Source organism: Pseudomonas sp. N2-3-1-14, assembly GCF_041228395.1.
Taxonomy (GTDB): Bacteria; Pseudomonadota; Gammaproteobacteria; order Pseudomonadales; family Pseudomonadaceae; genus Aquipseudomonas.
The window spans coordinates 312,145-339,062 of the sequence record NZ_CP166199.1 but is presented as its reverse complement, the minus strand read 5'-3'; the positions used below and the strand labels follow the sequence as shown (position 1 = coordinate 339,062).

The following is a 26,918-nucleotide window of genomic DNA, read 5'->3' as shown; positions in this document are numbered from 1 at the left end:
CTCGATAGGGGAGTCTCACCAATAACTGCAACAAATCCGCCCGCATTAACCTCCCCAGGCGTCACCCCTTGGTGATGGTATAGGCGGTGAAGGTGTTGGAGTCGCCCTGCCATGCTGGGCAATAGGGTGTGATGTGGTGGCCGGGGCGCTATCGCGGGTGATGCGCAGGCTGACAAAGGGCATGGCAGTGGCTCCAGTAGCCGGCCGTCGAGGTGATGGGCGGGCAAGTGGGGCTAATTTAGGCGTGCGCCTGATAGGGATAAAGGTGGGCTGGAGCACTTCATTAGTGATGCGGTGTAACAGATGCATGAGGTAATACCTTCATGTATCTCGCCTGACGCTTTTTTCGGTATAACCGACACCTCTGCGTTGTGAACGGACTTCCATGAACGCCCTGAAACTGATCTGCCTGCTCGTCATCTTTCCCCTATTGCTCGCCGCCCTCGGTGGCTGGGAGCGCCAGCGTGCCGCCGACGCGACCACGGACATCATCGTTTACAGCGCCAAGGTGAACGCTGCCAAACAGCAGTTGCAGGCGCTGGCGGCGCGAAATCCAGCGGCGCTGGTCGACCTGGGCAAAGAGAAAATCAGCGTGCAACTGGCGCTCTCACGCCTGGATAACGTTGAAGCCGAGCTGCCGACTGCTCATCGCGTAAACCGCACCCTGCGCGAACTGGCACCGTGGGTGATCGGCCTGGGGTTGCTCGCGGCGTGCATCGGCCTGGCCGCGCTGGCCGGCACCCAGTGGGCAGGGCAACGCGCGCAGCAGTCGCGGGAGAAATTGCTGCAGGTGTTCTCCCTGGGCAGCCAGCTGTTGCCCTACGGGCTGGTGAGCCATGTGGTGGCAATGGCCGCGACGTTGGCGTTGGTGCTGATTTATGAAGGCCTGGCGATGTGGCATGTGGGGCGCCTGGGCAGCGGCGAAGTCAAGTTGATGGCAACACTGGGTGTGTTGGCCGCCTTCAGTGTGTATTCAATCTGGTCGCTGCTTAAACAACTGCGCAACATGCTGGGGATGTTCAAGCCCGAACCGCTGCAGATGTTCGGGCAGGTCGTTACACCGCAGCAGGCACCCGGGTTATGGCGCCACGTACGCGAACTGGCCGGCCAACTGGGTGCATTGGCGCCGGACCATATTGTGGTGAGCCTGGCCCAGGGCTTTTACGTGACCTCCAGCGAAGCCAATGTAATGCCCGCCGAAACGCGATTGAGCGGGCGCACCCTGCATGTGCCGTTGCTGCACCTGGGCCTGCTGAGCCGCGAAGAAATCGGCGCGGTGATCGGCCACGAGCTGGCGCACTTTGTGGGCGAAGACACCGAGTACAGCCTGCATTTTCTGCCGATCTACGACGGCGTCGACCGCAGCCTGCGGGCACTGCTGGAAACCATGCAGGCCAGCGACCTGATCCAGGGTTGGCTCATGCGCCCTTCGTTCATGTTCGGCCTGTTTTTCATGCAGCGGTTCGATCACGCAGTGAATCACTGGAGCCGAGAACGCGAGTTACTGGCGGACGCTGCCGGCGCGCGATTGGCGGGCAATGCGGCGGCGGCCTCGGCGTTGTTGCGAATCTCGGTACTGCATGCCCACATCGAGCAGGCTTTGCTGACGCTCTGTGACACGGCCACAGAGGATGACTTGCCCAGCGCGGTGCTGACCGCATTGCGCGACACACCCTTGCAGCTGCCGCCCGAAGCGCTGGACATTCACCAACCGCACCCGACCGACTCTCATCCCTCAAATGGCGAACGCTTGCAAGCCTTACAAGTGCACGTGGAAGACGCCGTGCACCGCGCCACGCGTGCACTGGATGTAGACGCTGCGAATGCGCAGATCGATGCGTGTTTCAGCGCGCCGCTTAGCGTGCGAGTACAACTTTCCCGCGATCTGAATGCGCTGGCAGAGGCCGAAAACACTGAGCAAACCGAGCTGTTGGAAAGCATGGTCACGTCCACCACAGGCGAATGCTCGCTGCATGAAGGCGGCCGGTGGCGCGGCACGCTGATGGCGGTGTTGGCAGTGCCGTTTGTGTTGCTGGGGTTGGCCATCATGAGTCGGCCCTGGCTTTCCCCGGAAAAATTGAAAGGCACCCCGCTATCGGCCGTGGGCGCCGGCACGGCGATCGGCAGCATCGCGCTGATCTTTTTATGGATGGGCATCCGCCGCTTCAAGCGCGCACCGCAAACCGCGCTGCGTCTGACGCCGGAGCATTTTGTGTTCGCCAACCTGACGCACCCCTTGCCCATCGAACACATCGCCGATGTCAGTCTGCAATTTGCCCAAGGCGTGTGGGTCACGGTAGAACTGACGCCCGAAGCGCCATTACCCGAGCGACGTAAAACCGCGTTCGGCGTACCCGGAGCAAGGGTTAACAAGAAGAAACGCCAAGTGCTGTTGCAGATGGCGCAACTGTGCATCGATAACCAGAAAATCGAGCCCTACGAAGGGTTGGCGATGATGCTCAACTACCTGAATGCCTCCCTCGCCCGCAAAATTTTGCACAGCCGCCCAGACTGAAGTGCAGGCATAAAAAAACCCCGAACCAGTCGGGGTTTTTTATCGCCTGAAATCAGGCGCGACACCAAATCAATTAGAAAACGTTGATCGGGTAGTCGGCGAACAGACGGATTTCGTTACCGCCTACGTTGTAGTTGCTGGCGTTGCTGGAGACGCGCAACCAGGACGCACGAGCGCGCAGGCTCAGGTCTTTGGCTGGGCCGCTTTGAACGACGTATTTGAACTGGTTGAAGATCTCACGCTCGGTGCCACTGCCGCGGTTGGAACCGTCGTCAATGTTGGTGCCGCGCACGTAAGCAATGTTGTAGGTCAGGCCAGGCACGCCGAAGGCGCTGAAGTCCAGGCCGTAGCCTGCTTGCCAGGAGCGCTCGTCCTTACCGTTGAAGTCGGACCAGTAGGAGTTGGCCAGCAAGATGGTGTTGCCGCCATCGCCGATGCCGCCAGCGTTGCGGTAGCCGCCGTACAGATAACCGGTGTCGCCGGTGCTGCGCTGGTGAGCAACGGTGAAGCTGTGCGGGCCAACCGCCCAGGTCGCGCCCAGGCTCCAGATTTTGTTGTCGCGAGCGTCGGCGTCACCTTGGTTTTCCAGGGCGAAGCTCTTGTCCAGCTTGGTTTTGTAGCCGTTGAAGTCAAAGGTCAACGATTGCTTCTCTGGCAGGGCCAGTACGTAGTTGACGTTGACGTATTGCTTCTTCAGCACGTCTTGCATGTCGGAGGCGTACAGCGCGGCCGACAGGCTTTCGGTGAATTTGTAGCTACCACCGATGTAATCAATGCTTTTCAGGCGACCGCTGTCGGTGCCTTCGGCGCTCTTGCGCGCTTCCTTGGTGAAGTGACCAGCGTCCAGTTGCAGGCCGGCGATCTCTTTGGAAACGATCGAGGTACCCGTGTAGGTTTCCGACAACAGGCGGGAGTTGTCGTACTGCAGAACAGGGACTGCCGGGAACTGATCACCGTACTTCAGCACAGTGTTGGAAACCCGGAATTTGACGGCTGCGCCGCCCTTGGCCAAATCGTCGGCCGGTGCGCCGTTGCGAGTGGTGCCATCCGCGCGCGTGGTGGCTGCGCCTTCTTTAAAGAAGTCGATACCGCCCGCACCAGCGCGGCCTCGGCCACCATCCAGGCGAATGGCGTATTGGCCGATCACGTCCACACCCACACCGACGGTGCCTTGGGTGAAGCCGGATTCGAACTTACCGATGAAGCCCTGGCCCCATTCGGCTTTGTCTTGCTTGCCGTTTTTGTAGTCACGGCTGATGTAGGCGTTACGTGCTGCGATGTTCAGGTGGCTGTCGTCAACAAAACCCTTGGATTGCTCCTGGTCGTTTGCCATTGCCTGAGTAGCGCTCAAAATCCCCAGAGCGATCAGACCCATCCGTTGCTTCAACATTTCTTATATTCCTTATTACTGGTTGAGTACGCGCTGTGACACCAGGCTCCGTGTCGCTTTTCTGGTGTCGACTTTTTCCGGAAAAAACAAAGCCCGCGGACGACTGAACTGCCGCGGGCCTTTTTTTATTGGATAAGTCATGGCGGTTAGCCACAGGCGTTGGGCGCAATCCTATGCGCGCGTTGAACTATGTGTCAATTTCGTGAATCGTCTGTATTTAGGCGAAATAATTCTAAGCAACGGCCTACAGCGCCTGCATGAAAGACAGAAAATCACTCAGAACCGCAAAAAAAACACATCGAGTAACACTTTCCAGAGCCTACATTTTTGGGAATGCATAACGCGCGCAAATGCAAAGCATTACCATTAACGCGCACATTCCTTCCCGAACTTTTTGGATAGATTCCTTCATGCCTGTCTCTCGCCTGACGCCCATCACCCTTGGGCTTTCTGCTCTGCTGTCTGCTGGTTTTGCCTGCGCCGCAACGATTTTGCCGGAAACCTCGATCAGCACCGAAGTTGACGAAGACGACCCACGCGTCAAAGAGACCCACACCGCCACCCGCACTGCCATGTCTGTGCGTTATGTGCCGCAGGCCATCGATTCGGTAAAAACCGAAACCCTGCGCGCCTACGGCACCAACGATCTGGGCCAGGCGTTAAGCGGCATTCCCAACGTGAGCAGCGGCGCCGACACGCGCTTTGACAGCCTGCGCATTCGTGGTTTCGACGCAAGCAACGACTTCTACCTGGACGGCATTCGCGACGACAGCCAGTACGTGCGCGACCTGCATAACATCGAACGCATTGAGGTGCTCAAAGGCCCGGCAGCCGTGCTGTACGGGCGCGGCGGTCAGGGCGGGATCGTCAACCGCGTGAGCAAATTGCCCACCGCGGGTCACACCTCCAGCATCGAAGCCCAGGGCGGCAGCGATGATTTGCGCAGCCTGTATGCCGACCTCAGCACCGACCCCACAGACGACATCAGCCTGCGCCTGAACATGGGCAACCAGGACAACAACAGTTTCCGCGACGGCGTCAGTGGCAATCGCCAATTGTTTGCGCCGTCGATGAGCTGGCAACTGACGCCCAACCTCAATTGGTTGGTGCAATACGAATACAGCCGCTACAACCGCACGCCGGACCGCGGTATTCCCGGGGTCAACGGGCGCCCGGCAGACGTGAGCCGTAGCGCCACCTATTTTGATAGCCGCGATTACATCGACGACAAGTCTCAGTCCCTGCGCTCCAGGCTCGCCTATGAACTCAACGCCAACTGGCAACTGCGCCACACCTTGGGCGTGTTCAAGCTCGACAGCGATTTCGACAACACCTACCAGACCGGCTACGACCCGAAAACCAACAGGGTCACGCGCCAGCGCTGGCAGCAGGATTTGACCACCCGCAACGTTTTCAACAACCTCGAGCTGGAAGGCGCTTTCGATACCTTCGGCCTGGAGCACCGCCTGCTCACCGGCCTGGAGCTGGGCAGCCAGCGCCGCGACCCGAAGCTGTATACCGCCACCGCCGTCAACCGTGGCGGCCAAGCCGTGCCGAGCCTGGATCTAAACCAGCCCAACCGCCACCTGAGCCACAACGGGCCGATGAGTCTTTCAAGTTACAACCACACGGAAGTCGAAAGTCGCGCCGTGTACGTGCAGGACCAACTGCGCCTCAACGATCAATGGCAACTGCTGGCTGGCCTGCGGTATGACCATTTCGAAGTGGACACCACCAGCAAGGTGCTCAACACCCGGCAAGCTGTCGATAGCCGCAGCACCAGCCCGCGCGTCGGCCTGGTATGGACGCCGCTGGAACATCACTCGTTTTATGCCTCGTGGAGCAAAACCTTCTCCCCCGCGGGCGGTGGCCTGATCGGTATCACGCCCAATGCCGCTGGCAGCGTCAACGACCTGAGCCCCGAACTGACCAAACAGAAGGAAATCGGCGTGAAGAGCGATTGGCTCGACGACCGCCTGAGCACCACCCTCGCCGTGTACGAGCTTGAGCTTTATAACCGCCGCACCAGCGACCCGCTCGACCGTACCATCACCCTGCTCACCGGCATGCAACGCTCGCGCGGCGTGGAACTGACAGCCGCCGGCAAGCTCGTCGGCAATTGGTATGTGCGTGGTGGCATCGGCCTGCAGGATGCCAAAGTCGAGAAGGACAACAATGGCTTTGAAGGCAAGCGCATCAGCGATGTGGCCAAGCGCAATGCCAGCCTGTTTATCACCTGGAAACCCGAGATGGGCTGGTATGCCGAAACCGGTCTGACCCTGGTAGGTGACCGTTACGCCGACAACCTCAACACCGTGGCGCTGCCAGGTTATGGGCGGTGGGACGCATTGGCCGGGTTCCGCCAGAAGCAATGGGACCTACGCGCGGCGCTGAACAATATTGCCGACAAACACTATTACGCTTCGGCCACCAGTACGGCGCAGATCCAGCCGGGCGAGCCACGTAGCCTGGTTGTAACGGGCACCTACAGTTTCTAAAACCTGACACCCTCATGTACGAGCGGGCTTGGCTGCGATGCCATCGCAGGCAAGCCCGCTGCAATCGCTGATCTCAGTGCCCTTCAGTTTTTCAACAATTCACACAACGCGCGCACTTCATCCTCACTGAACAGCCCCGCCGGGTAACGTTCACTCATCACACGGCGCAAGTCAGCGTGCCTGACCCGCCGCGAGCTGTTTGCCTTCAACCAGAGCGCCAACGCATGGATCGCATCACCGTTGACCCGCGTGGGGTGGAACGGACGCGTGTAGATCAGGTTGATATCGGCATTCATTTCAGCGCTCTCTCCTACTGCGTGAGCGGCTAACTTACTCAAGGTTTGTGACAGAACTGCGCAGTCATCGCCTCGAGTCACTGTGACCACACCGATACAAGAGCTATGCCAATGTCCCGTATTTATAGGCATTCGGATACAAAAAAGCCCGCGGCCGTGCAGGGCCGCGGGCTTGCTATCAGCGCTATGAACGGGTAGCGCCGCGCTGTTGCTCAGACGCTGTTACAACTGCACTCAGTTTTTGTGCGGCGCCGGCTGTTGTTGGGTCAGGCAATGAATATTGCCGCCACCCAGTAACAGTTCGCGCCCCGGCACCATCACCACTTCGTGCTGCGGGAACAGGTTCTGCAGAATCTGCTTGGCCTGACTGTCCAACGGGTCGTCGAAGCTTGGCGCGATGATGCCGCCGTTGACGATCAGGAAGTTCACGTAGGAACCGGCCAACCGCACGCTCGGGTTACGTTCCTGGCTACCGTCCACCGGGTCGACGCCCGCGCACTCTTCTTCAGTGGCATACAGCGGCCCCGGGATCGGCATTTTATGCACTATGAATGCGCGCCCTTGGGCGTCAGTGCTGCTTTGCAGCACATCCATGGCAGCGTGGCAGCGCGCGTAGTTCGGGTCTTGCGGGTCGTCGGTCCACGCCAGCAGCACTTCGCCCGGGCGCACATAGCAGCAGAAGTTATCCACATGGCCATCGGTTTCGTCATTGAACAGACCGTCCGGCAACCAGATGATCTTATCCACAGCCAGATTGGCGCTGAGCACCGCTTCGATGGCCGCGCGATCCAGGTGCGGGTTGCGATTGCGGTTCAACAGGCATTCTTCGGTGGTGATCAACGTGCCTTTGCCGTCCACATGGATCGAGCCACCTTCCAGCACGAAGCCTTCGGTGCGGTAGCGCGGCGCACGTTCGATCTCGAGAATCTTGCCGCCCACCTGCGAGTCACGGTTCCACGGCGCATAGAGGCCGCCGTCGAAACCGCCCCAAGCATTGAAATCCCAGTTCACGCCGCGCACTTCGCCGCTGTTGTTGATCACGAAGGTCGGGCCGGTGTCGCGCACCCAAGCGTCATCGCTGGACATTTCCACCACGCGAATATTCGGCACGTCCAACCGTGCGCGCGCGTTTTCGTATTGCCCGGCCGACACACCCACCGTCACCGGCTCAAAGCGCGCGATGGCCTTGGCCACCGCCACGTGCGCAGCCTGCGCGGGCTTACCACCCAGGCGCCAGTTGTCCGGGCGCTCAGGCCAGATCATCCAGGTTTGAGTCTGTGGAGCCCATTCGGCGGGCATGTAGAAGCCATCGGCGCGAGGTGTGCTGTGCAGGGTGGTCATGGCGTTCAGGGCTCCGAATGGGGTGAAGACCGACTTTATAACGGATAAAAATCGGCTTTAAAAGGGAAAAAAGACGATAAACAGAAAGCAATACAACAGATAACCGATAACAATCGACTATTACAATTGTTCATCCAGCACCTTCGACAGCATGTCGACGAAGAAGTCCACGCTGCGTTTGGACGTGACCATCGGCGGCTTGATCTTGAGGATATTGAGGTAGTCACCCGTAGGCTGCATGAAAATCCCCAGCTCCCGTAACCGGTCACACAGCAACGCCGTTTCGTCGGTGGCCGGTTCCAGGGTAAGGCGGTCACGCACCAACTCCAGCCCCAGATAGAAGCCGGAGCCATGAACAGCGCCGACCAGCGGGTGAAGGTCGATCAACTGCTCCAAGCGTGCCTTGAAATGCCCACCCACCACCTGGGCGTTTTCCCACAGCTTTTCTTCCTGCATCACGTCCAGTACGGCCATGCCGATCTGACAGCTGACCGGGCTGCCCCCCGACGACGAGAAGAAATACCCTTCGGCCTCCAGCGCCTCGGCAATTTCGCGCCGGGTGATCACCGCGCCCAATGGTTGGCCATTCCCCATGCCCTTGGCCATGGTGATGATGTCCGGCACCACGCCCTGCTCTTCAAAACCCCAGAAAAAATGGCCCATGCGCCCATAACCCACCTGCACCTCATCGGCGATGCACACGCCGCCCTGGGCGCGTACCCGCGCGTACACCTGCTGCAAATAACCCGGCGGCAGGGAAATGCCCCCCGCATTGCCGTAGACCGGCTCGCATATGAACCCTGCCAACTGGCGTTTACTCGCGGCGATTTTCGCCAGGTTGTGTTCCACGCTTCGCACGTAATCCGGCGTACTGTCCTGCCCACGGAACTCGCCGCGATAGGTGTTCGGCGCGGTCACCGGGTGCACCCAGTCCGGGCGGCTGCTCAACGCCTGCGGGTTGTCGGCAATCGAGGTCGACACCGCATCCGCCGCCACCGACCAGCCGTGGTACGCCTCCAGCACGCTGAGCATGTCGCGCCCGCCGCTGTAGGCCCAGGCCAGGCGAATCGCCAGGTCATTGGCCTCGGTGCCGCTGTTGACCAGAAACACTCGGTCCATGCCCTCTGGCGCCAATGCCAGCAAACGCTCGGAAAACTCGGCAATCGCCGCATAGTGAAAGCGCGAATTGGTGTTGAGCAGCGACCATTGCCGCGCCGCCACCGCCGCCATGCGCGGGTGGCCATGGCCCAGCACGGCGACGTTGTTGAGCATGTCCAGGTACGAACGGCCCTGCATGTCGATCAGGTGGTTGCGCCAGCCGCGCTCGATGCGCGGCGGGTCGACGTAATAGTGCTTCTGCGAGCGAGCGAAACTGGCGTCCCGACGCGCCAGCAGAGCGTCGGGGTCCAGTTCAGGCTCGGCATCACAGGCCAGCCCCAGCAACGTGGCCGGCGACGGGCAGAGGGCTTGCCACGCCGGCGCCCTGGACGGCGTGCAGAACAACGGCGGCTCGAGCTCGGCACGGCATAACTGTACGGTGAGCGGGGCGTGCACCTCACCGAGCAGTTGCCCCTTCACCAGCACCGAGCCCGCTTTCAACGCGGTTTTCACGCCGCCGACACGCAGGCTCAGTTGAGCGTCATGCAAGCACAGCAGACCGTCGTCGCCTGGGCGCAACGTACCGCCAAAGGGCGCTTCCAATACGGTGCCGTGAGGCAGATGCAATTCCACGTGAAGCGGGAAAGTCTGCGGCTCGACGGCACTGTCGGCGCGCGTTCGCGACAACCGGTATTGCCCATACCGGCTGGCCGCCAGCCCATGCACGGTCGCCGCTTCATCCAGCAACCGGCGGTCTATGCCGGGCAACTCCCAATTGCCGGCCTCAAAATGCGGGCTGAGTACACCCAGGTCGATCAGCGCAAACTCACGTCCCACAAGGCCCGGCAGCAACGGTGCGAAGTCTTGGGCGGCCATCGGCGGCAACGCTTCTGCGACACAGCTCAGGATCGCCGCCTCCATCAGCGCATACGGCACCGAGGTCGCCACATGAAAAATTTCCCACTCGTGCTCGGCATTTTTCAGCAGGTAAGTGTTGTCAGGATCAAGGCGTTGCTGCTGTTCGCTGCTGAGCACCAGCACCGCCGCGCGCGCCACGATCAGCGGCCATAACGCCTGTAATTCCTCGCGCTGCAATGGCGTCACCGCGTGGCAGGCCTGGATCGCCGGCAGGATGGCAAACGGGTCTCCATCGGCATGGTGCAACAGCGCCGCGCAGGTCACCGACAGGTCGGCAATGCGCCAGGTGTGCACCAGGTCGCCGAAATCAATTACGCCCTGGACCTGCCAATGCTGCTGGGCGTCGCGCTGCCAGACGACGTTGTCATCGGTGATGTCCAGATGTACGGCTTGCCACGGCAGGTGATCGACCAAAGGCTGAAGGCGCGCGTGTACGTGGTTGGCCGCGCGCTCGATGGCGTCGCGGTGCGGCAGGTTATCCAGGTTGGTCAGCAGGTGCGTGATCAGTGCATGGGCGTGGCGCGGGTCCCATTGCAACGTGCGGTCCAGGCCCGGATGCTCGAAATGCTCAAGTGCGCGGCTGACCTGTCCACACAACTCACCGAAGCCTGCGATTACGTCACGGCCCAGGTGCGGCAGCTGCGTCAGGGGCTGGCCGTCAATATAGTCAAGCAACCGCAGGTGCGCGGTTTGCCCGCCCACGGTGACGGTCAGCAGGTCTTCCCCGGTCAGTGCGCGGTTCACCTTGGGCACGCGCACGTGCGCTTGCAGGTCATTGAGGGCGGCGTGCTGGGCCTGCAGTTCAACGGCGGCGTAGTCGCCCCGGCAGATCTTCAGAACAAAGCGGCCACGCTCGCTGTCCACTCGGTAATTGAGGTCTTGTTGGCTGCCCAGCGACTGCAACGCGCCCGTCAAACCGTAATGTTGCTCGAGCAATTGCGCGGCTTGATCGGCGCTTATTTGTGGGCAAGGCAAACTGGCACGATGGATCAATGTGGCGAGCAACATTGTGGTGACCTCTGCTTTTTCAGGCGCCTATATCGCCATTGTTCGGGGCTGTTAATCAACCCCTCACGCATACCGGGCTTGCGCCGTCCCGATTCACAACTCAAGCTATGCCAACTTCGCCAAGTCTTCGTCTAAGGAAAAGGCCCTCGACATGCGTATTCTCATCACCGGCGGTGCCGGTTTTATCGGTTCCGCCCTGGTTCGTCACCTGATTCAAAACACCGAGCACGAAGTGCTCAACCTGGACAAACTCACCTACGCTGGCAACCTGGAATCGCTGACCAGCATTGCGTCCAATAGCCGCTATGAGTTCGTGCAGGCCGATATCATCGACCAGGCCGCGGTCAGCGCCGTGATTGCGCGCTTTGAGCCTCAGGCAATCATGCACCTGGCGGCCGAGTCGCATGTCGACCGCTCCATTGATGGCCCGTCGGATTTTATCCAGACCAACATTGTCGGCACCTACAGCCTGCTGGAAGCCACTCGCGCTTACTGGCAAACGCTGGAAGAGCCGGCCAAGAGCGCGTTTCGCTTTCACCATATCTCCACCGATGAGGTTTATGGCGACCTGCACGGCGTGGACGACCTGTTCACTGAAACCACGCCTTACGCGCCCAGCTCGCCGTACTCGGCCAGCAAGGCGGCGTCCGACCACCTGGTCCGCGCGTGGCAGCGCACTTACGGCCTGCCGGTGCTGCTGACCAACTGCTCGAACAACTACGGGCCGTTCCACTTCCCCGAAAAGCTGATCCCGCTGGTCATCCTCAACGCCCTCGCCGGCAAGCCACTGCCGGTCTACGGTGATGGCTTGCAAGTGCGCGACTGGCTGTTCGTCGAAGATCACGCTCGCGCGCTGTTCAAAGTGGTTACCGAAGGTGTCGTCGGCGAGACCTACAACATCGGCGGCCACAACGAGCAGAAGAATATCGACGTGGTACGCGGCATTTGTGGCCTGCTCGAAGAACTGGCACCCAATCGCCCGGCGGGCGTGGAAAAATTCACCGACCTGATCACTTTCGTCAAGGATCGCCCGGGCCACGATCAGCGCTACGCGATCGATGCCAGCAAGATCGAGCACGAACTGGGTTGGGTGCCCGAAGAAACCTTCGAAACCGGCCTGCGCAAAACGGTGCAGTGGTACCTCGACAACCTCGACTGGTGCCGCCGCGTCCAGGACGGCAGCTATCAAGGTGAGCGCCTGGGTAACACCGAGCCAAAAGACCTGATCGCATAACAACAGCATCACGCACCACAGCTAGGCATAATGCGCCTGTCCCCACAGGCGCATGATTCCCATGACTCCACCCCTTCCGCGAAGACCCCGCTGGCGCAGCCTCGCCCTGTTGGCGTTGTGCCTGGCACCGCTGCTGTGGCCGCTGGAACACCTGGCCGAGCGTTATTACGGCAGCGAACTGGCCAGTCAAAACCGCCAGACCCTCGACCTCTACGTCGCCAACCTGCTCGGCACCCTGCACCGCTATGAAGTGCTACCCCAGATTCTGGGTGACTTGCCGGCCCTGCGCACCGCGCTGGATGCGCCCGATGTCAGCACCAACCTGGTCAACGCCAACCTGCTGCTCAAGAACGTCGCCGCCCAGGCCGGGGTGGAAGTGATGTACCTGATGGACACCACCGGCAAAACGCTCGCCGCCTCCAACTGGGACAAGCAGGACAGCTTTGTCGGGCGCAATTTCTCGTTTCGCCCCTATTTCAGCGAAGCCATGGCCGGGCGTCTGGGCCGGTTTTTCGGCCTGGGCACCACGTCGGCCAAACGCGGCTACTTCTTCGCCGCCGCCGTGCGCGATGGCGACAAGATCATCGGCGTGCTGGTGGTCAAGGTCGACCTGGACCATACCGAAAGCCTGTGGGGCAAAACCCCGGAACAACTGCTGGTGACGGACCACAACGGCGTGGTGATCCTTACGTCGCGCCCGCAATGGCGATTCCGTGCGACACGGCCGCTGACTGCCGAAGAGCGCCAAGCCATCATCGCGATCCAGCCCTACCCAACGCGCGACCCACAGCCGCTGGCCTTGAGTACGACGGCGTGGCTGCGCCAATCCTCGGCCATTGCCGAAACCGGCTGGACGGTGGAAATTCTGGCGCCGCGCTCGCTGATCAATCGCCCGGTGCGCACGGTGGTAGCGGTCGGCGGCGCCACGTTGCTGGTACTGATGCTGCTGCTGGGCTTGATGATGCAGCGCCGTCGCCATTATCTGGAACGCATCGCGTTTGAAGCCAAGGCGCGCCGCGAACTGGAAGCCCGCGTGATCGAGCGCACCAGCGACCTTGAAGGCCTCAACCGGCGCCTGAAACAGGAAGTGCTTGAGCGCGAACACGCCCAGCAGGAGCTGGTTCGCGCCCAGGACGACCTGGTGCAAGCCGGCAAACTGTCAGCGTTGGGGACCATGTCGGCGAGCATCAGCCACGAACTCAATCAGCCGCTCGCGGCGATTCGCAGCTATGCAGAAAACGCCGAGATCCTGCTCGACCACGAGCGCACCAATGACGCTCGCGGCAATCTCAAACTGATCAGCGAACTGACCGGGCGCATGGCCTCGATCATCGCGCATCTGCGCGCGTTCGCCCGCCGCGACCGCCACGCACCGGAAAGCGTGGCCCTGCAACCGGCGCTGGACGATGCATTGGCGTTGCTGGCCAAGCGGCGACGCTCGATGGAAGTCGAGCTGATCCGTGATTTGCCAGAAGCAACCCTGTGGGTACAAGCCGGCGAAACCCGTCTGCGCCAGGTACTCGGCAACTTGCTGGCTAACGCCCTCGACGCCCTTACCGAAAAAGGCCCGCCGCGCAAACTCTGGTTGAGTGCCCAAACCACCGAACAGGGCGTCAACCTGTACATTCGCGACAACGGTCCAGGCTTTTGCATGGAAGCCCTGGGCCGCGCCAGCGAGCCGTTCTACACAACCAAGACGCGCACCCAGGGCCTTGGGTTGGGGCTGGCAATTTGTGACACGTTGATGCGTGCCTTTGGTGGCGAATTGCTGTTTGCCAACCACAAGGAAGGCGGCGCGCTGTTAACCTTGAAATTGCGTGCCGGCTCGCCGGGCGTCAGTCTGCAACCGTCCGAGGACCGCAGTGTATGAGTATTGATAACCAGATTCAGGTGGTGTTGATCGACGACGATCCACACCTGCGTCAGGCCCTGTGCCAGACCCTGGACCTGGCCGGGCTGAACGTCCTGACCCTGGGCGAAGCCACCGGCCTCACTGCGCGCCTGTCGCGGGACTGGCCGGGCGTGGTGGTCAGCGACATCCGCATGCCCGGCATGGACGGCCTGGAGTTGCTCGCCGAACTGCACGGCCAAGACCCGGAACTGCCAGTGCTGTTGATCACCGGCCACGGCGACGTGCCGCTGGCGGTGCAAGCCATGCGGGCCGGCGCCTATGACTTTCTTGAAAAACCCTTCGCCAGCGATGCCCTGCTCGACAGCGTGCGCCGCGCCCTGGCCCTGCGCCGCCTGGTGCTGGACAACCGTAGCCTGCGCCTGGCCCTCAGTGACCGCCAGCAATTGAGCACGCGCCTGGTGGGGCATTCGCCGCAAATGCTGCGCCTGCGCGAGCAGATCGGCGCCCTGGCCGCGACCCGCGCCGACGTGCTGATCCTCGGCGAAACCGGCGCCGGCAAAGAGGTGGTGGCGCGCGCGCTGCACGACCTGTCCAGCCGACGCAGCGGACCATTTGTGGCGATCAACGCCGGCGCCCTGGCGGAATCGGTGGTCGAGAGCGAGCTGTTCGGCCATGAGCCGGGGGCATTTACCGGCGCGCAGAAACGCCGTATCGGCAAATTCGAATTCGCCAACGGCGGCACGCTGTTTCTCGATGAAATCGAAAGCATGAGCCTGGACGTGCAGGTCAAGCTGTTGCGCCTGTTGCAGGAGCGCGTGGTGGAACGCCTGGGCGGCAATCAACTGATCCCGCTGGATATCCGCATCATCGCTGCCACCAAGGAAGACCTGCGTCAGGCTGCCGATCAGGGTCGCTTTCGCGCCGATTTGTATTACCGCCTCAATGTCGCACCGCTGCGCATTCCACCGTTGCGCGAGCGCGGCGAGGATGCCTTGATGCTGTTTCAACACTTTGCCGACGAGGCCAGCAGCCGTCACGGCCTGCCGCTTAACGAGCTGCAACCGGGCCAGCGCGCGCTGCTGCTGCGCCATAGCTGGCCCGGCAATGTGCGCGAACTGCAAAATGCGGCAGAACGCTTTGCCCTGGGGCTCGAGCTGGCACTGGACGCCACGGCGGACAACCCTGCCGCTGGCGTCCTGACCTCCACGCCGGGCGGTCTGAGCGAACAAGTCGAGCAGTTCGAAAAAAGCCTGATCGCCGCTGAACTGACCCGCCCTCACAGTTCGATGCGCAGCCTCGCCGAAGCCTTAGGCATACCGCGCAAAACCCTGCACGACAAACTGCGCAAGCACGGCCTGAACTTCGCCGACAGCGCCAGCCACAGCGCCGACGACGAATGACCCCGCCCACTCGCCAAGAGGCCGCCATGAGCCGCGACAGCCGTTACCTGGAATCCATCCTGCACCACGACATCCCGCTTACCCGAGAAATGGGCCTCAAGGTGCTCGACTGGCAACACGGCCAATTGCAGCTGCACCTGCCCTTGCAAGCCAATATCAACCACAAGAGCACCATGTTTGGCGGCAGCCTGTATTGCGGCGCCGTGCTGGCGGGCTGGGGCTGGCTGCACCTGCAATTGCGTGAAGAAGGCGTGGAAGACGGGCACATCGTGATTCAGGAAGGGCAGATCAGCTACCCGCTGCCCGTCACACGGGATGCGACGGTGGTGTGCCGGGCGCCGGAGGAGAAGGTGTGGAAGCGTTTTGTGGCGACGTATAACCGTTATGGTCGCGCGCGGCTGACGCTGGAGACGTGGATTGTGAATGAGGGGAGTGAGGAGCGCGCGGTGGCGTTTACTGGCCAGTACGTCTTGCACCGTTAACCGCCACACCCCAAAAAATATGGGAGCTGGATTACCACGGTATCTACACAATCTCGAATGGCGACACCACCCTCCGTGGCGAGCGGGCTTGCCCCGCGTTGGGTTGCGAAGCAGCCCTAAAACCTGAAACTGCGGTCTATCAGCAGAGCGCGGTGTTCTTATTGGGGCCGCTTCGCAGCCCAACGCGGGGCAAGCCCGCTCGCCACGGAAGGTCGCCTGCTACCTATTTTGCGGTTATCGGAAGTTATGTAGATACGCTGCGATAGCGGTCTGACAGTCACAGCGTTGGTGGCTGATCTATTGAAATCGCAGGCAAGCCAGCTCCCACATTGAATCTACGCCGGGCTCAAGATCTCGCCAGGGTCAGCAGGCGTTCCCGCCATGCGGCCTTGGCCGGCAGCGCCAAAAAGAACGGGTTCAACAACGATTCACGCGCCGGATAGCTGAACGGCTCACCACTCAACTCCAACACCTCGCCGCCCGCGCCTTCCAACACGCCCTGGGCCGCTGCGGTGTCCCACTGCGACGTCGGCGCCAAACGTGGGTAGCAATCGGCACTGCCTTCGGCCAACAGGCAGAATTTCAGCGAGCTGCCGATATTCGCCAGCTTCAACGCTCCCAGGCCTTCGCTCAAACCGTGCAGCAGGCGCTCCTGCTCAGGGCTGCTGTGGCGACGGCTGGCCACTACGGTGAAGGCTTCACCCGCTGCCGGCGTCTGGCGTACCTGTATCTGCTTGGGTGCTTCGTTCACATCAGAACGCCACGCCCCCAGCCCCGCGCCACCGAAGTAGCAACGGCCACTGGTGGGCATCGATACCACGCCAAACACCACGCGGCCTTGTTCGATCAGGGCGATATTGACGGTGAACTCTTCGCTGCCAGAGATAAATTCCTTGGTGCCATCCAGCGGGTCAACCAGCCACCAGCGCTGCCAGCCCGCACGCACACTCTGGTCGATATCCGCGTCTTCTTCGGACAGCACCGGAATGCTCGGGTCGAGCGCGGTAAGGCCGGCGAGAATCAGATGGTGAGCGGCCAGGTCCGCTGCCGTCACCGGCGAGTCATCCGACTTGGAGGTGACCGCCACGTCGGCGCGCCAATACGGCAGGATCACTTCACCGGCCTGACGGGCCAGCTCAATCACAGGGGCAATAAACGGGTGGCCTAAAAACAGTTCGCTCATGCGATAAACGCTCCACGCTGGGTCAACAGGTCTCGTACCAGATACAGTGCCGCCAAGGCGCGCCCCTCGCTGAACTGCTCATTTTGCGCAAGCTGCGACAGCTCGCGCAGGTTAACCCGATCAACCCGCATCGGCTCAGGCTCATCGCCCTCCAGGCGCTCTTCGTACAGATCGGTGGCCAACACGACCTGGATTTTCTGGCTCATGTAGCCGGGCGACAACGACAGCTCGGTGATGTGTTCCAACTGACGCGCGCCATAACCGGCCTCTTCCTTGAGTTCACGGTTGGCCGCCGCCAGTACGTCTTCGCCGGGTTCGATCAGCCCCTTGGGCAACGACACCTCATATTCATCGGTGCCGCCGCAGTACTCTTCCACCAGCAACGCATGATCGTCGTCAATCATCGCCACGATCATCACCGCGCCGTAGCCGGCACCGCGGCCTACCAGGCGCTCGTAGGTCCGTTCAACGCCATTGGAAAAGCGCAATTGCACTTCCTCCACGCGGAACAAACGGCTACTGGCGACTATTTCGCGGGCGAGGACGGTGGGTTTCTGGCGCATAAGCGGCTCCTTGGCGTGATCGGGTTACTATACCGTGGCTTTTCCGATTGTCTGTGTCGGATATCTTTACTTACATGAGAACGCCCCATGCCCTCTTTGCCCTGGCACGCCATCGACACCGTCCTGCTGGACATGGACGGCACCTTGCTCGATCTGCATTTCGACAACCATTTCTGGATGGAGCACCTGCCCCAGCGCTACGCCGAGCTGCACGGCGTGAGCCGCGCCATGGCCGATATGGAATTGCAGCCACTGTTCGAGCGTAACGCGGGACAGTTGCAATGGTATTGCCTGGATTTCTGGAGCACGGAGCTGAATATTCCGGTGCGCGAACTCAAGCTGGAAACGGCCCACCTGATTGCCCTGCGCCCGGACGCGGATACCTTTCTGGCGGCGATCAAACAGGCCGGCAAGCGCGTGATTCTGATCACCAACGCGCATCGTGATTCGCTGTCTTTGAAGTTGGAACGCATTGAACTGGCGCCGTATTTCGAGCGGTTGATCAGCTCCCATGACTATGGTTTCCCCAAGGAAGACCCACAATTCTGGGCAGCCCTGCGCGCCGACATCCACTTCGACCCGGCCCGCAGCCTGTTTATCGATGACACCTTGCCGATCCTGCGCAGCGCGCGCGATTTTGGCGTGGGGCATCTGCTGGCAGTGAAAGAACCGGACAGCAAGAAGGGGCCAAAGGACACGGCAGAGTTTGCGGCGGTGGGGGATTACCGGGATCTGATCGCCGGGCTCTAATCAAAAGTGGGAGAGGGCTTGTGTGGGCGCCGGGCTTGCCCGCGATATCGGCACCTCGGTTTATCAATGACACCGAGGTGATGCTATCGCAGGCAAGCCAGCTCCCACACATACCCGCTCCCACCGTTGGGCCTGCGTATTACTCAGGAATGCGCAGTGTCTGCCCTGGGTAAATTTTGTTCACATCTTTGAGCAATGGCTTGTTGGCCTCAAAGATCTTGTTGTACTGGTTGGCGTTGCCGTACACCGCCAGGGAAATCGCGCTCAGCGTGTCGCCCTTTTTCACGACGACGAAACGGGCAGCTGTCACAGCCGGGCCGGTCACGGTGATCTGGTCTTCTACACTGCCAACACCTGCGATGTTGCCTGCAGCCAGGATGATTTTTTCTTTCTCTTCCTGAGTGGCAACTTCACCCTTCACGGTGACCTTGTCGCCATCAACGGTTGCGGTGATATTCGGGTTTCCGAGCCCGACATCGCTGATGTGCTTTTTCAACTCATCACTTGCGTTGGCGTTACCCGGCGTCAACAGGTCAATAAGCTTCTCGCCTGCTTCCTTAACAAAGCTAAAAATACTCATGGTGCGCTCTCCTTGGGTTTTTAAGTTCCAGATGCCCAAGACTAGACCAGTCCTGCTGTCTTGGGTTCCAGGCCGACCAAAGACCCAAACGCGCTAGAATCCCCCGCCATTGGAATAAGCCCGGAGCGAAGATGGACATCAAACAGCTTAAATTCCTCATCGCCCTCGACGAGACGCGCCACTTCGGCCAGGCGGCCGCGCGCTGCCATATCACCCAGCCGACCCTGTCGATGCGCTTGCGTAACCTGGAAGAAGAGCTGGACTTGCCGCTGGTCAATCGCGGCCAGCGCTTTGAAGGCTTTACCGCGCCGGGCGAACGCGTGCTGGCGTGGGCGCGTACGGTGCTGGCGGCCTATGACGGCTTGCAGGCCGAAGCGGCGGCCTGTCGCGGCAATTTGGTCGGCACCTTGCGCCTGGGTGTGGTGCCGTTGTCGAGCTTCGATCCCTTGGCCTTGATGCAGCAACTGCACAAAGAGCATCCGAGCCTGCGCTTTGAACTGTCGGCATTGAGCTCCGAGCAAATCCTCGAACAGCTGGCGAGCAACCGTCTGGACCTCGGCGTGTCCTACCTGGAGCGCCTGGATAACGAGCGCTTCGACTCGCTGGCCTTGGGCGAAACCCGCATGGGCTTGCTCTACGACCAACGTTTTTTCAGCTTCGGCGACAAGCCGTTGAGCTGGGAAGCGCTGATCGAACTGCCGCTGGGCATGCTCACCAGCGGCATGCATTTCCGTCAGTCCATCGACCACAACTTCCACAGCCGCGGGCTCCACCCGCAACCGCTGCTGCAAACCGATGCCGTGCATCAATTGTTACAAGCCGTGCACGGCGGCCTGTGTTGCGCGGTGATGCCACTGGACGGCGGCCTGGATGCACTGACTGAGCACCTGCGCCTGCAACCCATTGAAGACGCTCACACATTGGCTCGCCTGGGGCTGATCATGCGTCGCAGCGCACCGCGTTCGGCGTTGGCGGAAGCCTGTTTCGCGCTGTTTCAAAAATCGCAGCAAGAGCCTTGATCGACGCCATCTATCGATAGATCAGTACTGGCGATTAGACGCGACCCTTTGTCGCGCCTAGTCTAAACACTGATCAATCCGCCGGTGGTACTGCCACATGAACGCCAAGCGCCCAGTCTGCGCGGCCCCCGCCCTCGAAACGCCCGCGCCCGCCTCCAGCCAGAGCTACCAGTTTTGCAACCTCGAACACACAGAAGTCGCCAGCACAGCGTTGGCGGAAGAAGTGGCGTTGGCGATTGCCTATAACGACATCAGTCAGGCGGTCATGTTGGTGACGCCAACGGACCTGGAAGATTTCATCGTCGGCTTTAGCATCGGCAGCGGCATTATCGCCGACGTTAGCGACATATATGACTTGAAACTCAGCGGTTCGGGCTCCGCCCAGTACGCTCAGGTGCAAATTTCCAGTCGTGCCTTCTGGAACCTCAAACAGCAGCGCCGCCAATTGGCAGGCACCAGTGGCTGCGGTTTGTGCGGTGTCGAGGCGGTGGAGCAAGCCCTGCCAGACCTTCAAGTGCTGCCCGGCGCGCCCTTGCCACCCGCCGAATGGCTCGACGGCCTGCGCCAGCGCATCAGCGCGTTCCAGCCGTTGGGCCAGTACAGCGGCGCAGTACATGCGGCGGTATTTATGAATAATCAGGGCGAATTGCTGATGGGCCGCGAAGACATCGGCCGGCATAACGCCTTGGATAAGCTGATCGGCGCCTTGATCCGCCAAAAGATTCCGACCGACGGCGGCCTGGCGATTGTCACCAGTCGCTGCAGCCTCGAATTAATTCAGAAAGTTCTGCGTGCGGGCATCCAGACCTTGGTCAGCCTGTCGTCGCCTACCGGCCTGGCCTTGCAATGGGCCCGCCGACACAACCTCAATCTCATCCACCTGCCGCAGAAAAGTGCGCCGCGGGTCTACAGCCCTGCGATGGAGAACCAGTCATGAGCCAGCACCACCAAGCCGACCAAACCCCGACTCCGCGCTACAAGCCCTACAAAGGCCCGGCTGGCGGCTGGGGCGCGCTGATCAGCGTGGCGCAGGCCTGGTTGACCAGCGACAACGCGCTGAAAAACCTGCGCATGATGCTCAAGACCAACCAGAACGGCGGCTTCGACTGCCCGGGCTGCGCCTGGGGCGACTCGCCGGAAAGCGGCATGGTCAAGTTCTGCGAAAACGGCGCCAAGGCGGTCAACTGGGAAGCCACCAAACGCCGCGTGGATGCCGCATTTTTTGCCAAGCACAGCGTCACCGCACTGCTGGAGCAAAGCGACTATTGGCTGGAATACCAGGGCCGCCTGACCGAGCCGATGCGCTATGACGCCGAAACTGACCGCTACACACCCATCAGCTGGGAAGCGGCGTTCGACTTGGTCGGCAAGCACCTCAACGCACTGCCGAGCCCGGACATGGCCGAGTTCTACACCTCGGGCCGCGCCAGCAACGAAGCGGCGTACCTGTATCAGCTGTTTGTGCGCGCCTATGGCACCAACAACTTCCCGGACTGCTCGAACATGTGCCACGAAGCCAGCGGCGTGGCCCTGGCGCAAAGCGTGGGCGTGGGCAAAGGCACGGTGACCTTTGACGATTTCGAGCACGCCGATGCGATTTTCGTATGGGGCCAGAACCCCGGCACCAACCACCCGCGCATGCTCGAACCGTTGCGTGAGGCAGTTAAACGCGGCGCTCAGGTGGTGTGCATCAACCCGCTGAAAGAGCGCGGCCTGGAACGCTTCCAGCACCCGCAACACCCGCTGGAAATGCTCACCAACGGCGACAAGCCGACCAACACCGCCTACTTCCGCCCGGCACTGGGCGGCGACATGGCCATCCTGCGCGGCATGGCCAAGTTCCTGCTGCTGTGGGAACGCCAGGCCCAGGCCGAAGGCAAAGAAGCCGTGTTCGATCACGACTTCCTCAACGAGCACACCACCAACGTGCTGGAATACCTCGGCCAGATCGATGACACCTCGTGGGATGAGATCGTCGAGCAGTCCGGCCTGACCCTGGTGGAGATCGAGCAAGCGGCGCGCATGTACGCCAAAGGCAAGAACGTGATCATGTGCTGGGCGATGGGCATCACCCAGCATCGCCACTCGGTGCCGACCATCCAGGAAATCGCCAACCTGATGCTGCTGCGCGGCAACATTGGCCGCCCAGGCGCCGGCCTGTGCCCGGTGCGCGGCCACAGCAACGTGCAGGGCGACCGCACCATGGGCATCAACGAACGCCCACCCGTGGCATTCCTCGATTCCCTGGAACGGCGCTTCCAGTTCCAGGTGCCGCGCCACAATGGCCATAACGTCGTGGAAGCCATCCACGCGATGCTCGAAGGCCGCTCCAAAGTGTTTATCGGCCTGGGCGGTAACTTCGCCCAAGCCACGCCCGATAGCCCGCGCACCTTTGAAGCGCTGCGCAGCTGCGACCTGACCGTGCAGATCAGCACCAAGCTCAACCGCAGCCATTTGATGCACGGTAAAGACGCGCTGATCCTGCCGTGCCTGGGCCGTACCGACATCGATATCCAGGCCGACGGCCCGCAAGCGGTCACGGTGGAAGACTCGTTCAGCATGGTTCACGGCTCCAATGGCCAACTGCAGCCACTGTCGAAGCTGATGAAATCCGAGCCTGCGATTCTTGCCGGCATTGCTGCCGCAACCCTGGGCAGCAAACCGGTGGACTGGAACTGGCTGGTCGCCGACTACGGGCGCATCCGCGACCTGATCGCCGACACCATCCCAGGCTTCAAGGACTTCAACGAGCGCATCAAACACCCGGGCGGTTTCTACCTGGGCAACTCCGCCGGCGCACGCCGCTGGAATACGCCCTCGGGCCGCGCCAATTTCCGCCCCAACGTGCTGCCCAAAGACTTGATCCACGAACGCACCCACGCCACGGGCCGGGTGCCGGACCTGATCATGCAGTCGATGCGCTCTCACGATCAGTACAACACCACCATTTACGGCCTGGACGACCGCTACCGTGGCGTGAAAGGTCAGCGTGACGTGTTGTTCGTCAATGAAGCCGACATCATCCGCCTGGGCTTCAAGCCCGGGCAGAAAGCCGACATCGTTTCGCTGTGGGAAGATGGCCGTGAACGCCGAGTGAAGGGCTTTACGTTGCTGGCGTTTGATATTCCCGCAGGGCAGGCAGCCGCTTACTACCCGGAAGTGAACCCGCTGGTGCCGCTGGAGAGCACCGGCGATGGCAGCCATACGCCGACGTCAAAGTTTGTGGCGATCCGTCTGGAAGCAGCGAGTGCGACCGGCTTGATCATGGCACGCTCGGCCTGACCGAGACCCGTTGTGGCGAGCAGGCTTGTTGCGACACCGGGACCGATTGTGGCGAGCGGGCTTGCCCCGCGTTGGGCTGCGTAGCAGCCCCTGATCCAGGCACTGCGTTCTGACTGAAAGAATGCGGTGACATTATCAGGGGCCGCTTCGCAGCCCAACGCGGGGCAAGCCCGCTCACCACAACAAGCCGCTCGCCATGGCTACTAAAAACCCAAGGCACAAAAAAGGCCGCTTTTGCATAAAAGCGGCCGTTCCGAAGTAGTTAAAGACTCGCAAAAACAACTTAAGTTCCCCATACAAAACAGCAACTTAGAGAATTGTATACAACCTGTACCACTGGTCGGTTTTCGATTGTCAGCATCCCGATACAACCTCAGGATCGCGCCGTCATCCTCTTGAGGTCTCTCTATGAAGTTTTCCTCGATTCTCTTGTTGTCCCTTGGCCTGGTCAGTGGCGCAGCCATGGCCGGTGGCACCACCGAAGCCGGTGTGGGCGGCGCATTGGGCGGGGTTCTAGGTTCGGTTGTTGGCCAGCAGGTCGGCGGTAACACCGGTTCGGCCATCGGCGCAGCGCTGGGCGGCGCGGGCGGCAGTGCAGTCGGCGCTGACAAGCGCAGCCGTGGTGAAGCAGCCATTGGCGGCGCACTCGGCGCGGCAGGCGGCAACGTGGTGGGCCGCAGCATGGGCGGCAACACCGGCAGCCTGATCGGTGCAGCCGCAGGCGGCGGTGCGGGTGGCGCGCTGGGCAACTACATGGGCAACAAGAGCGATGACGACGACCGTCGCTATCGCGGGCGGGATAACCGTCGTTATGACCGTGATGACCATCGTGGCCGCGGCCATGCGTACGGGCATCGCAAGAACAAGCATCACTACCGTCACCGTTAAGCCAACGGTCCAAGGCACACGGAAACTCCCTGTGTGAGCCGGGCTTGCCCGCGATAGCGTTGGGTCAGGAAGCGCAACTAAACCTGAACCACCGCTATCGCAGGCAAGCCAGCTGCCACATTTGAGCCTCATTGGTCACAATGGCTGCGTCACACCACCAGTCGCTGCAACGCCTCGCGCAATCGCCCCGGAATCGTCACCGGCTGGTTCGACGCCCGGTCCACAAAGACGTGCACAAAGCGCCCCGCCGCACAGGCATCCTCCTCGCCTGACTTGAACACCGCCAACTCATACTGCACCGAGCTGTTACCCAACTTGCCCACGCGCAGGCCAATCTCTATGCGATCGGGAAACGCGATCGACGCAAAGTAATCGCACGCCGAACTCACCACAAACCCCACCACTTCACCGTCGTGAATATCCAACCCCCCCTCTTCAATCAGGTAAGTATTCACCGCCGTGTCGAAGAAGCTGTAGTAGGTGACATTGTTCACGTGACCATACACATCGTTATCGTGCCAACGCGTGATGATCGGTTGGAAGTGACGGTAGTCAGCGCGTTGCGGCATCGAATCAGACATGTGCAGCTCTCATGAGTGGATTTACAGGTCGTTCAGATGGGCTTGGGCCCATTCACGCACCTCGGCGTAGGGATACGCCTCCAGCGCAGCGAATCCCGGAATACCCCGCGCCTTCAACTTGGTAAACAGCGGCACGCTGATACCACCGAGGAATCGTGTCAATCGCTCCGCGCCCGGCAGTTGCCCGGTGTGCTCATGATGCCTGTGGATAAAATCACCGCACAGCGCCATGAAGTTTTTATCCACGAGCGCTGGCAAACTCGGCGGCGGCGGCAAATGCGCCACGTGGCCATGACATACCGAGCAATGCCCGCAGCGCAGCGGCGCATTTTCATCGCCAAAGTAGTGGGCCAAACGCTGGCCCAGGCATTCTTCGGTGGCAAACAGATCGAGCATGGCATGGATCCGCGCCACCTCCTTCACCTCGTGCTGCTTGAAGCCTGTGTATAACTCTTCGCTCAACGCCTGTGGATCGAACTCGGTGTGCAGCAAGCTGTAAACCTCCGTCATCTGCTTGCTTTCCAGTTCGATCAGACCCTGCTCCTGGAAGTAATCCAGCGCTTTCACCACCCGGCTGCGCTCGGCATTGTGCTGCTGGTACAGCGCGTCGAAATCCACGGTCGCCCAGGTTCTGGCGCGACTGCATACCGCAATGATCGCCGCGACAAACTGCTGTCGCTCGCCGGAGAAACGCGCCAGCAAGGCCTCGGGTTCGATCAGGTATTTGAAGCGGTACTCGGCGTAAAAAGCATAACGCGGCGCAATCACGCCCTTGAGCTCCAACTGCACCAGCAGCGTTTTCAGTGGCAGCTCGCGGATGTTGCTGTGGTCCGACAGCGACCTCAACAAAAACTCCCACTGCCCCTCGCCGCGCGCCGCCTGCAACTCCTCCAGCACACGGAGAATGCCCGCCTGCTCCGGCGTGTCGCCGTACACAAAGTTTTCCAGCACATTGAGGCTGTCGCGGTTGGCCAGCACCAGGCAATCGGACGGCTGCCCGTCCCGCCCTGCACGGCCGATTTCCTGGCTGTAGTTCTCAATGGATTTAGGCAGGTCGAAGTGCACCACATTGCGGATGTCACTTTTATCGATGCCCATGCCGAATGCGATGGTAGCGACGATGCAATTGGAGCGCCCACCCATGAAACGCTGCTGGATACCCTCGCGTTTATCGTGGGGCAAACCGGCGTGATAAGCCTCGGCCTGAATGCCGTTGCGGTTCAGATGTTCGGCGATCTGCTCAGCGGTTTTCTGCAAGGTGACGTAGACGATACTTGGCTGATTGGCTCGCTCGCTCATCCATTCGACCAAGCGCCGACGTTTGTCATGCCCGCTCACCGGCTCCACCAGCAGGTTGAGATTGGGCCGGTAGAAGCCTGTGGTGATGACATCGTCCGGCGCAATGGCGAACTTCGCCTGCATGTCGGCAATCACCTTGGGCGTGGCTGTAGCCGTCAGCAGCAGCGCTTGTGGGATATTGAACTGACGCTGGTAGTCCGGCAGCTTCAAATAGTCCGGACGGAAGTTGTGGCCCCACTCGGAAATACAGTGCGCTTCGTCCACCACCAGCAACGAAATCTGCACGCTTTGCAGAAAGTTACGGAAGCGCTCGTTCTTCAAGCGCTCCACGGAGATCATCAGAATTTTCAGCTCGCCCGAACGCGCGCGGGACATCACATCATTGGCGTCCTCGCGGCTCTGCGCCGAATCAATACTGCCGGCGCAAATGCCATGGCGTTGCAGGAAACCCAGCTGGTCCTGCATCAACGCCAACAACGGCGACACCACCAGCGTCAGGTGCGGCAACAGCACCGCCGACAGCTGATAACACAACGACTTGCCCGAGCCGGTGGGGAAAATAGCAGCGGCCGAACGACCGGCCAGTACGGCGCTGACCGCCTCTTCCTGGCCCGAACGAAACTGTGGATAACCAAAGACCTGTTGGAGGGTGTTGTGCATAAGCTGTCACTCCATTGACCGCTGAAACGAGCCCAAAACATAGACCAGCGCGCTCAGCGAATCGAGAAAGGTCACAAGGAA

20 protein-coding genes are annotated in these 26,918 nt (G+C 60.9%); 11 read left to right on the top strand and 9 right to left on the bottom strand.

Going from position 1 to position 26,918, the window contains the following annotated elements; translation table 11 throughout:
* Positions 1 to 385: 385 nt before the first annotated feature.
* Entirely contained in the window at positions 386 to 2,515 is a 2,130-nt protein-coding gene (locus AB5I78_RS01430) for a M48 family metallopeptidase (protein ID WP_369301769.1), read from the top strand.
* Positions 2,516 to 2,588: 73 nt separating this feature from the next.
* Here the strand turns inward: AB5I78_RS01430 and AB5I78_RS01425 are convergent, their stop codons facing one another.
* Positions 2,589 to 3,905 carry an OprD family porin gene (locus AB5I78_RS01425; protein WP_106577437.1) on the bottom strand — a complete coding sequence of 439 codons (1,317 nt, stop codon included), beginning with the start codon at positions 3,903 to 3,905 and terminating at the stop codon, positions 2,589 to 2,591.
* 410 nt (positions 3,906 to 4,315) lie between these two features.
* Here AB5I78_RS01425 and AB5I78_RS01420 point away from each other — a divergent pair, with 410 nt between their 5' ends.
* Positions 4,316 to 6,403 carry a TonB-dependent receptor gene (locus tag AB5I78_RS01420; RefSeq protein ID WP_369301770.1) on the top strand — a complete coding sequence of 696 codons (2,088 nt, stop codon included), beginning with the start codon at positions 4,316 to 4,318 and terminating at the stop codon, positions 6,401 to 6,403.
* 83 nt (positions 6,404 to 6,486) lie between these two features.
* Here AB5I78_RS01420 and AB5I78_RS01415 read toward each other — a convergent pair whose 3' ends face one another.
* From AB5I78_RS01415 to AB5I78_RS01405, 3 genes are all read right to left on the bottom strand, one after another.
* A complete protein-coding gene (locus AB5I78_RS01415) occupies positions 6,487 to 6,699 on the bottom strand; it encodes a hypothetical protein (protein ID WP_145159843.1) in 213 nt (70 codons plus the stop codon).
* A 234-nt stretch (positions 6,700 to 6,933) separates the two neighbouring features.
* The gene (gene aguA / locus AB5I78_RS01410) at positions 6,934 to 8,040 is read right to left on the bottom strand and encodes an agmatine deiminase (protein WP_369301771.1); all 1,107 of its coding nucleotides are present in this window, start codon (positions 8,038 to 8,040) and stop codon (positions 6,934 to 6,936) included.
* 120 nt (positions 8,041 to 8,160) lie between these two features.
* Positions 8,161 to 11,064 carry an aminotransferase gene (locus tag AB5I78_RS01405; protein ID WP_369301772.1) on the bottom strand — a complete coding sequence of 968 codons (2,904 nt, stop codon included), beginning with the start codon at positions 11,062 to 11,064 and terminating at the stop codon, positions 8,161 to 8,163.
* A gap of 151 nt (positions 11,065 to 11,215) precedes the next feature.
* Between AB5I78_RS01405 and rfbB the strand changes: the two genes are divergently transcribed.
* From rfbB to AB5I78_RS01385, 4 genes are all read left to right on the top strand, one after another.
* Positions 11,216 to 12,298, top strand: coding sequence for a dTDP-glucose 4,6-dehydratase (gene rfbB / locus AB5I78_RS01400; protein WP_145159837.1), 1,083 nt, complete (start codon positions 11,216 to 11,218; stop codon positions 12,296 to 12,298).
* A 61-nt stretch (positions 12,299 to 12,359) separates the two neighbouring features.
* Entirely contained in the window at positions 12,360 to 14,168 is a 1,809-nt protein-coding gene (locus AB5I78_RS01395) for an ATP-binding protein (RefSeq protein WP_262208090.1), read from the top strand.
* On the top strand, positions 14,165 to 15,550 hold the full coding sequence (locus AB5I78_RS01390; protein ID WP_369301773.1) for a sigma-54-dependent transcriptional regulator: 1,386 nt from the start codon (positions 14,165 to 14,167) through the stop codon (positions 15,548 to 15,550). The genes AB5I78_RS01395 and AB5I78_RS01390 overlap by 4 nt, the downstream gene beginning before the upstream one ends.
* Positions 15,551 to 15,576: 26 nt before the next feature.
* Positions 15,577 to 16,032: a thioesterase domain-containing protein gene (locus AB5I78_RS01385; protein WP_242198694.1), complete on the top strand. Its 456-nt coding sequence runs from the start codon at positions 15,577 to 15,579 to the stop codon at positions 16,030 to 16,032.
* Positions 16,033 to 16,378: 346 nt separating this feature from the next.
* On the opposite strand, the gene cysQ is transcribed toward AB5I78_RS01385, so the two are convergent.
* Positions 16,379 to 17,215 (bottom strand): 3'(2'),5'-bisphosphate nucleotidase CysQ, encoded by an 837-nt coding sequence (gene cysQ / locus AB5I78_RS01380; RefSeq protein WP_145159830.1) that lies wholly within the window; start codon positions 17,213 to 17,215, stop codon positions 16,379 to 16,381.
* Positions 17,212 to 17,778 carry an ADP compounds hydrolase NudE gene (gene nudE, locus AB5I78_RS01375; protein ID WP_106577427.1) on the bottom strand — a complete coding sequence of 189 codons (567 nt, stop codon included), beginning with the start codon at positions 17,776 to 17,778 and terminating at the stop codon, positions 17,212 to 17,214. The genes cysQ and nudE overlap by 4 nt, the downstream gene beginning before the upstream one ends.
* A gap of 87 nt (positions 17,779 to 17,865) precedes the next feature.
* Between nudE and yrfG the strand changes: the two genes are divergently transcribed.
* On the top strand, positions 17,866 to 18,528 hold the full coding sequence (gene yrfG, locus AB5I78_RS01370) for a GMP/IMP nucleotidase (protein ID WP_369301774.1): 663 nt from the start codon (positions 17,866 to 17,868) through the stop codon (positions 18,526 to 18,528).
* A gap of 139 nt (positions 18,529 to 18,667) precedes the next feature.
* Here yrfG and lysM read toward each other — a convergent pair whose 3' ends face one another.
* Positions 18,668 to 19,108 carry a peptidoglycan-binding protein LysM gene (lysM, locus tag AB5I78_RS01365; RefSeq protein ID WP_242198684.1) on the bottom strand — a complete coding sequence of 147 codons (441 nt, stop codon included), beginning with the start codon at positions 19,106 to 19,108 and terminating at the stop codon, positions 18,668 to 18,670.
* A gap of 131 nt (positions 19,109 to 19,239) precedes the next feature.
* Here lysM and AB5I78_RS01360 point away from each other — a divergent pair, with 131 nt between their 5' ends.
* From AB5I78_RS01360 to AB5I78_RS01345, 4 genes are all read left to right on the top strand, one after another.
* Entirely contained in the window at positions 19,240 to 20,127 is an 888-nt protein-coding gene (locus tag AB5I78_RS01360) for a LysR family transcriptional regulator (protein WP_145159824.1), read from the top strand.
* Positions 20,128 to 20,224: 97 nt separating this feature from the next.
* Positions 20,225 to 21,064, top strand: coding sequence for a formate dehydrogenase accessory sulfurtransferase FdhD (gene fdhD, locus AB5I78_RS01355; RefSeq protein WP_119738173.1), 840 nt, complete (start codon positions 20,225 to 20,227; stop codon positions 21,062 to 21,064).
* The gene (locus AB5I78_RS01350) at positions 21,061 to 23,409 is read left to right on the top strand and encodes an FdhF/YdeP family oxidoreductase (protein WP_124416183.1); all 2,349 of its coding nucleotides are present in this window, start codon (positions 21,061 to 21,063) and stop codon (positions 23,407 to 23,409) included. The genes fdhD and AB5I78_RS01350 overlap by 4 nt, the downstream gene beginning before the upstream one ends.
* A gap of 408 nt (positions 23,410 to 23,817) precedes the next feature.
* Complete coding sequence (locus AB5I78_RS01345; RefSeq protein ID WP_145159820.1) at positions 23,818 to 24,297, top strand: YMGG-like glycine zipper-containing protein; 480 nt, start codon at positions 23,818 to 23,820, stop codon at positions 24,295 to 24,297.
* A 149-nt stretch (positions 24,298 to 24,446) separates the two neighbouring features.
* Here the strand turns inward: AB5I78_RS01345 and AB5I78_RS01340 are convergent, their stop codons facing one another.
* Positions 24,447 to 24,878 (bottom strand): thioesterase family protein, encoded by a 432-nt coding sequence (locus AB5I78_RS01340; protein WP_145159818.1) that lies wholly within the window; start codon positions 24,876 to 24,878, stop codon positions 24,447 to 24,449.
* A 21-nt stretch (positions 24,879 to 24,899) separates the two neighbouring features.
* The gene (locus tag AB5I78_RS01335; protein WP_369301775.1) at positions 24,900 to 26,837 is read right to left on the bottom strand and encodes an ATP-dependent DNA helicase RecQ; all 1,938 of its coding nucleotides are present in this window, start codon (positions 26,835 to 26,837) and stop codon (positions 24,900 to 24,902) included.
* Positions 26,838 to 26,918: the final 81 nt, after the last annotated feature.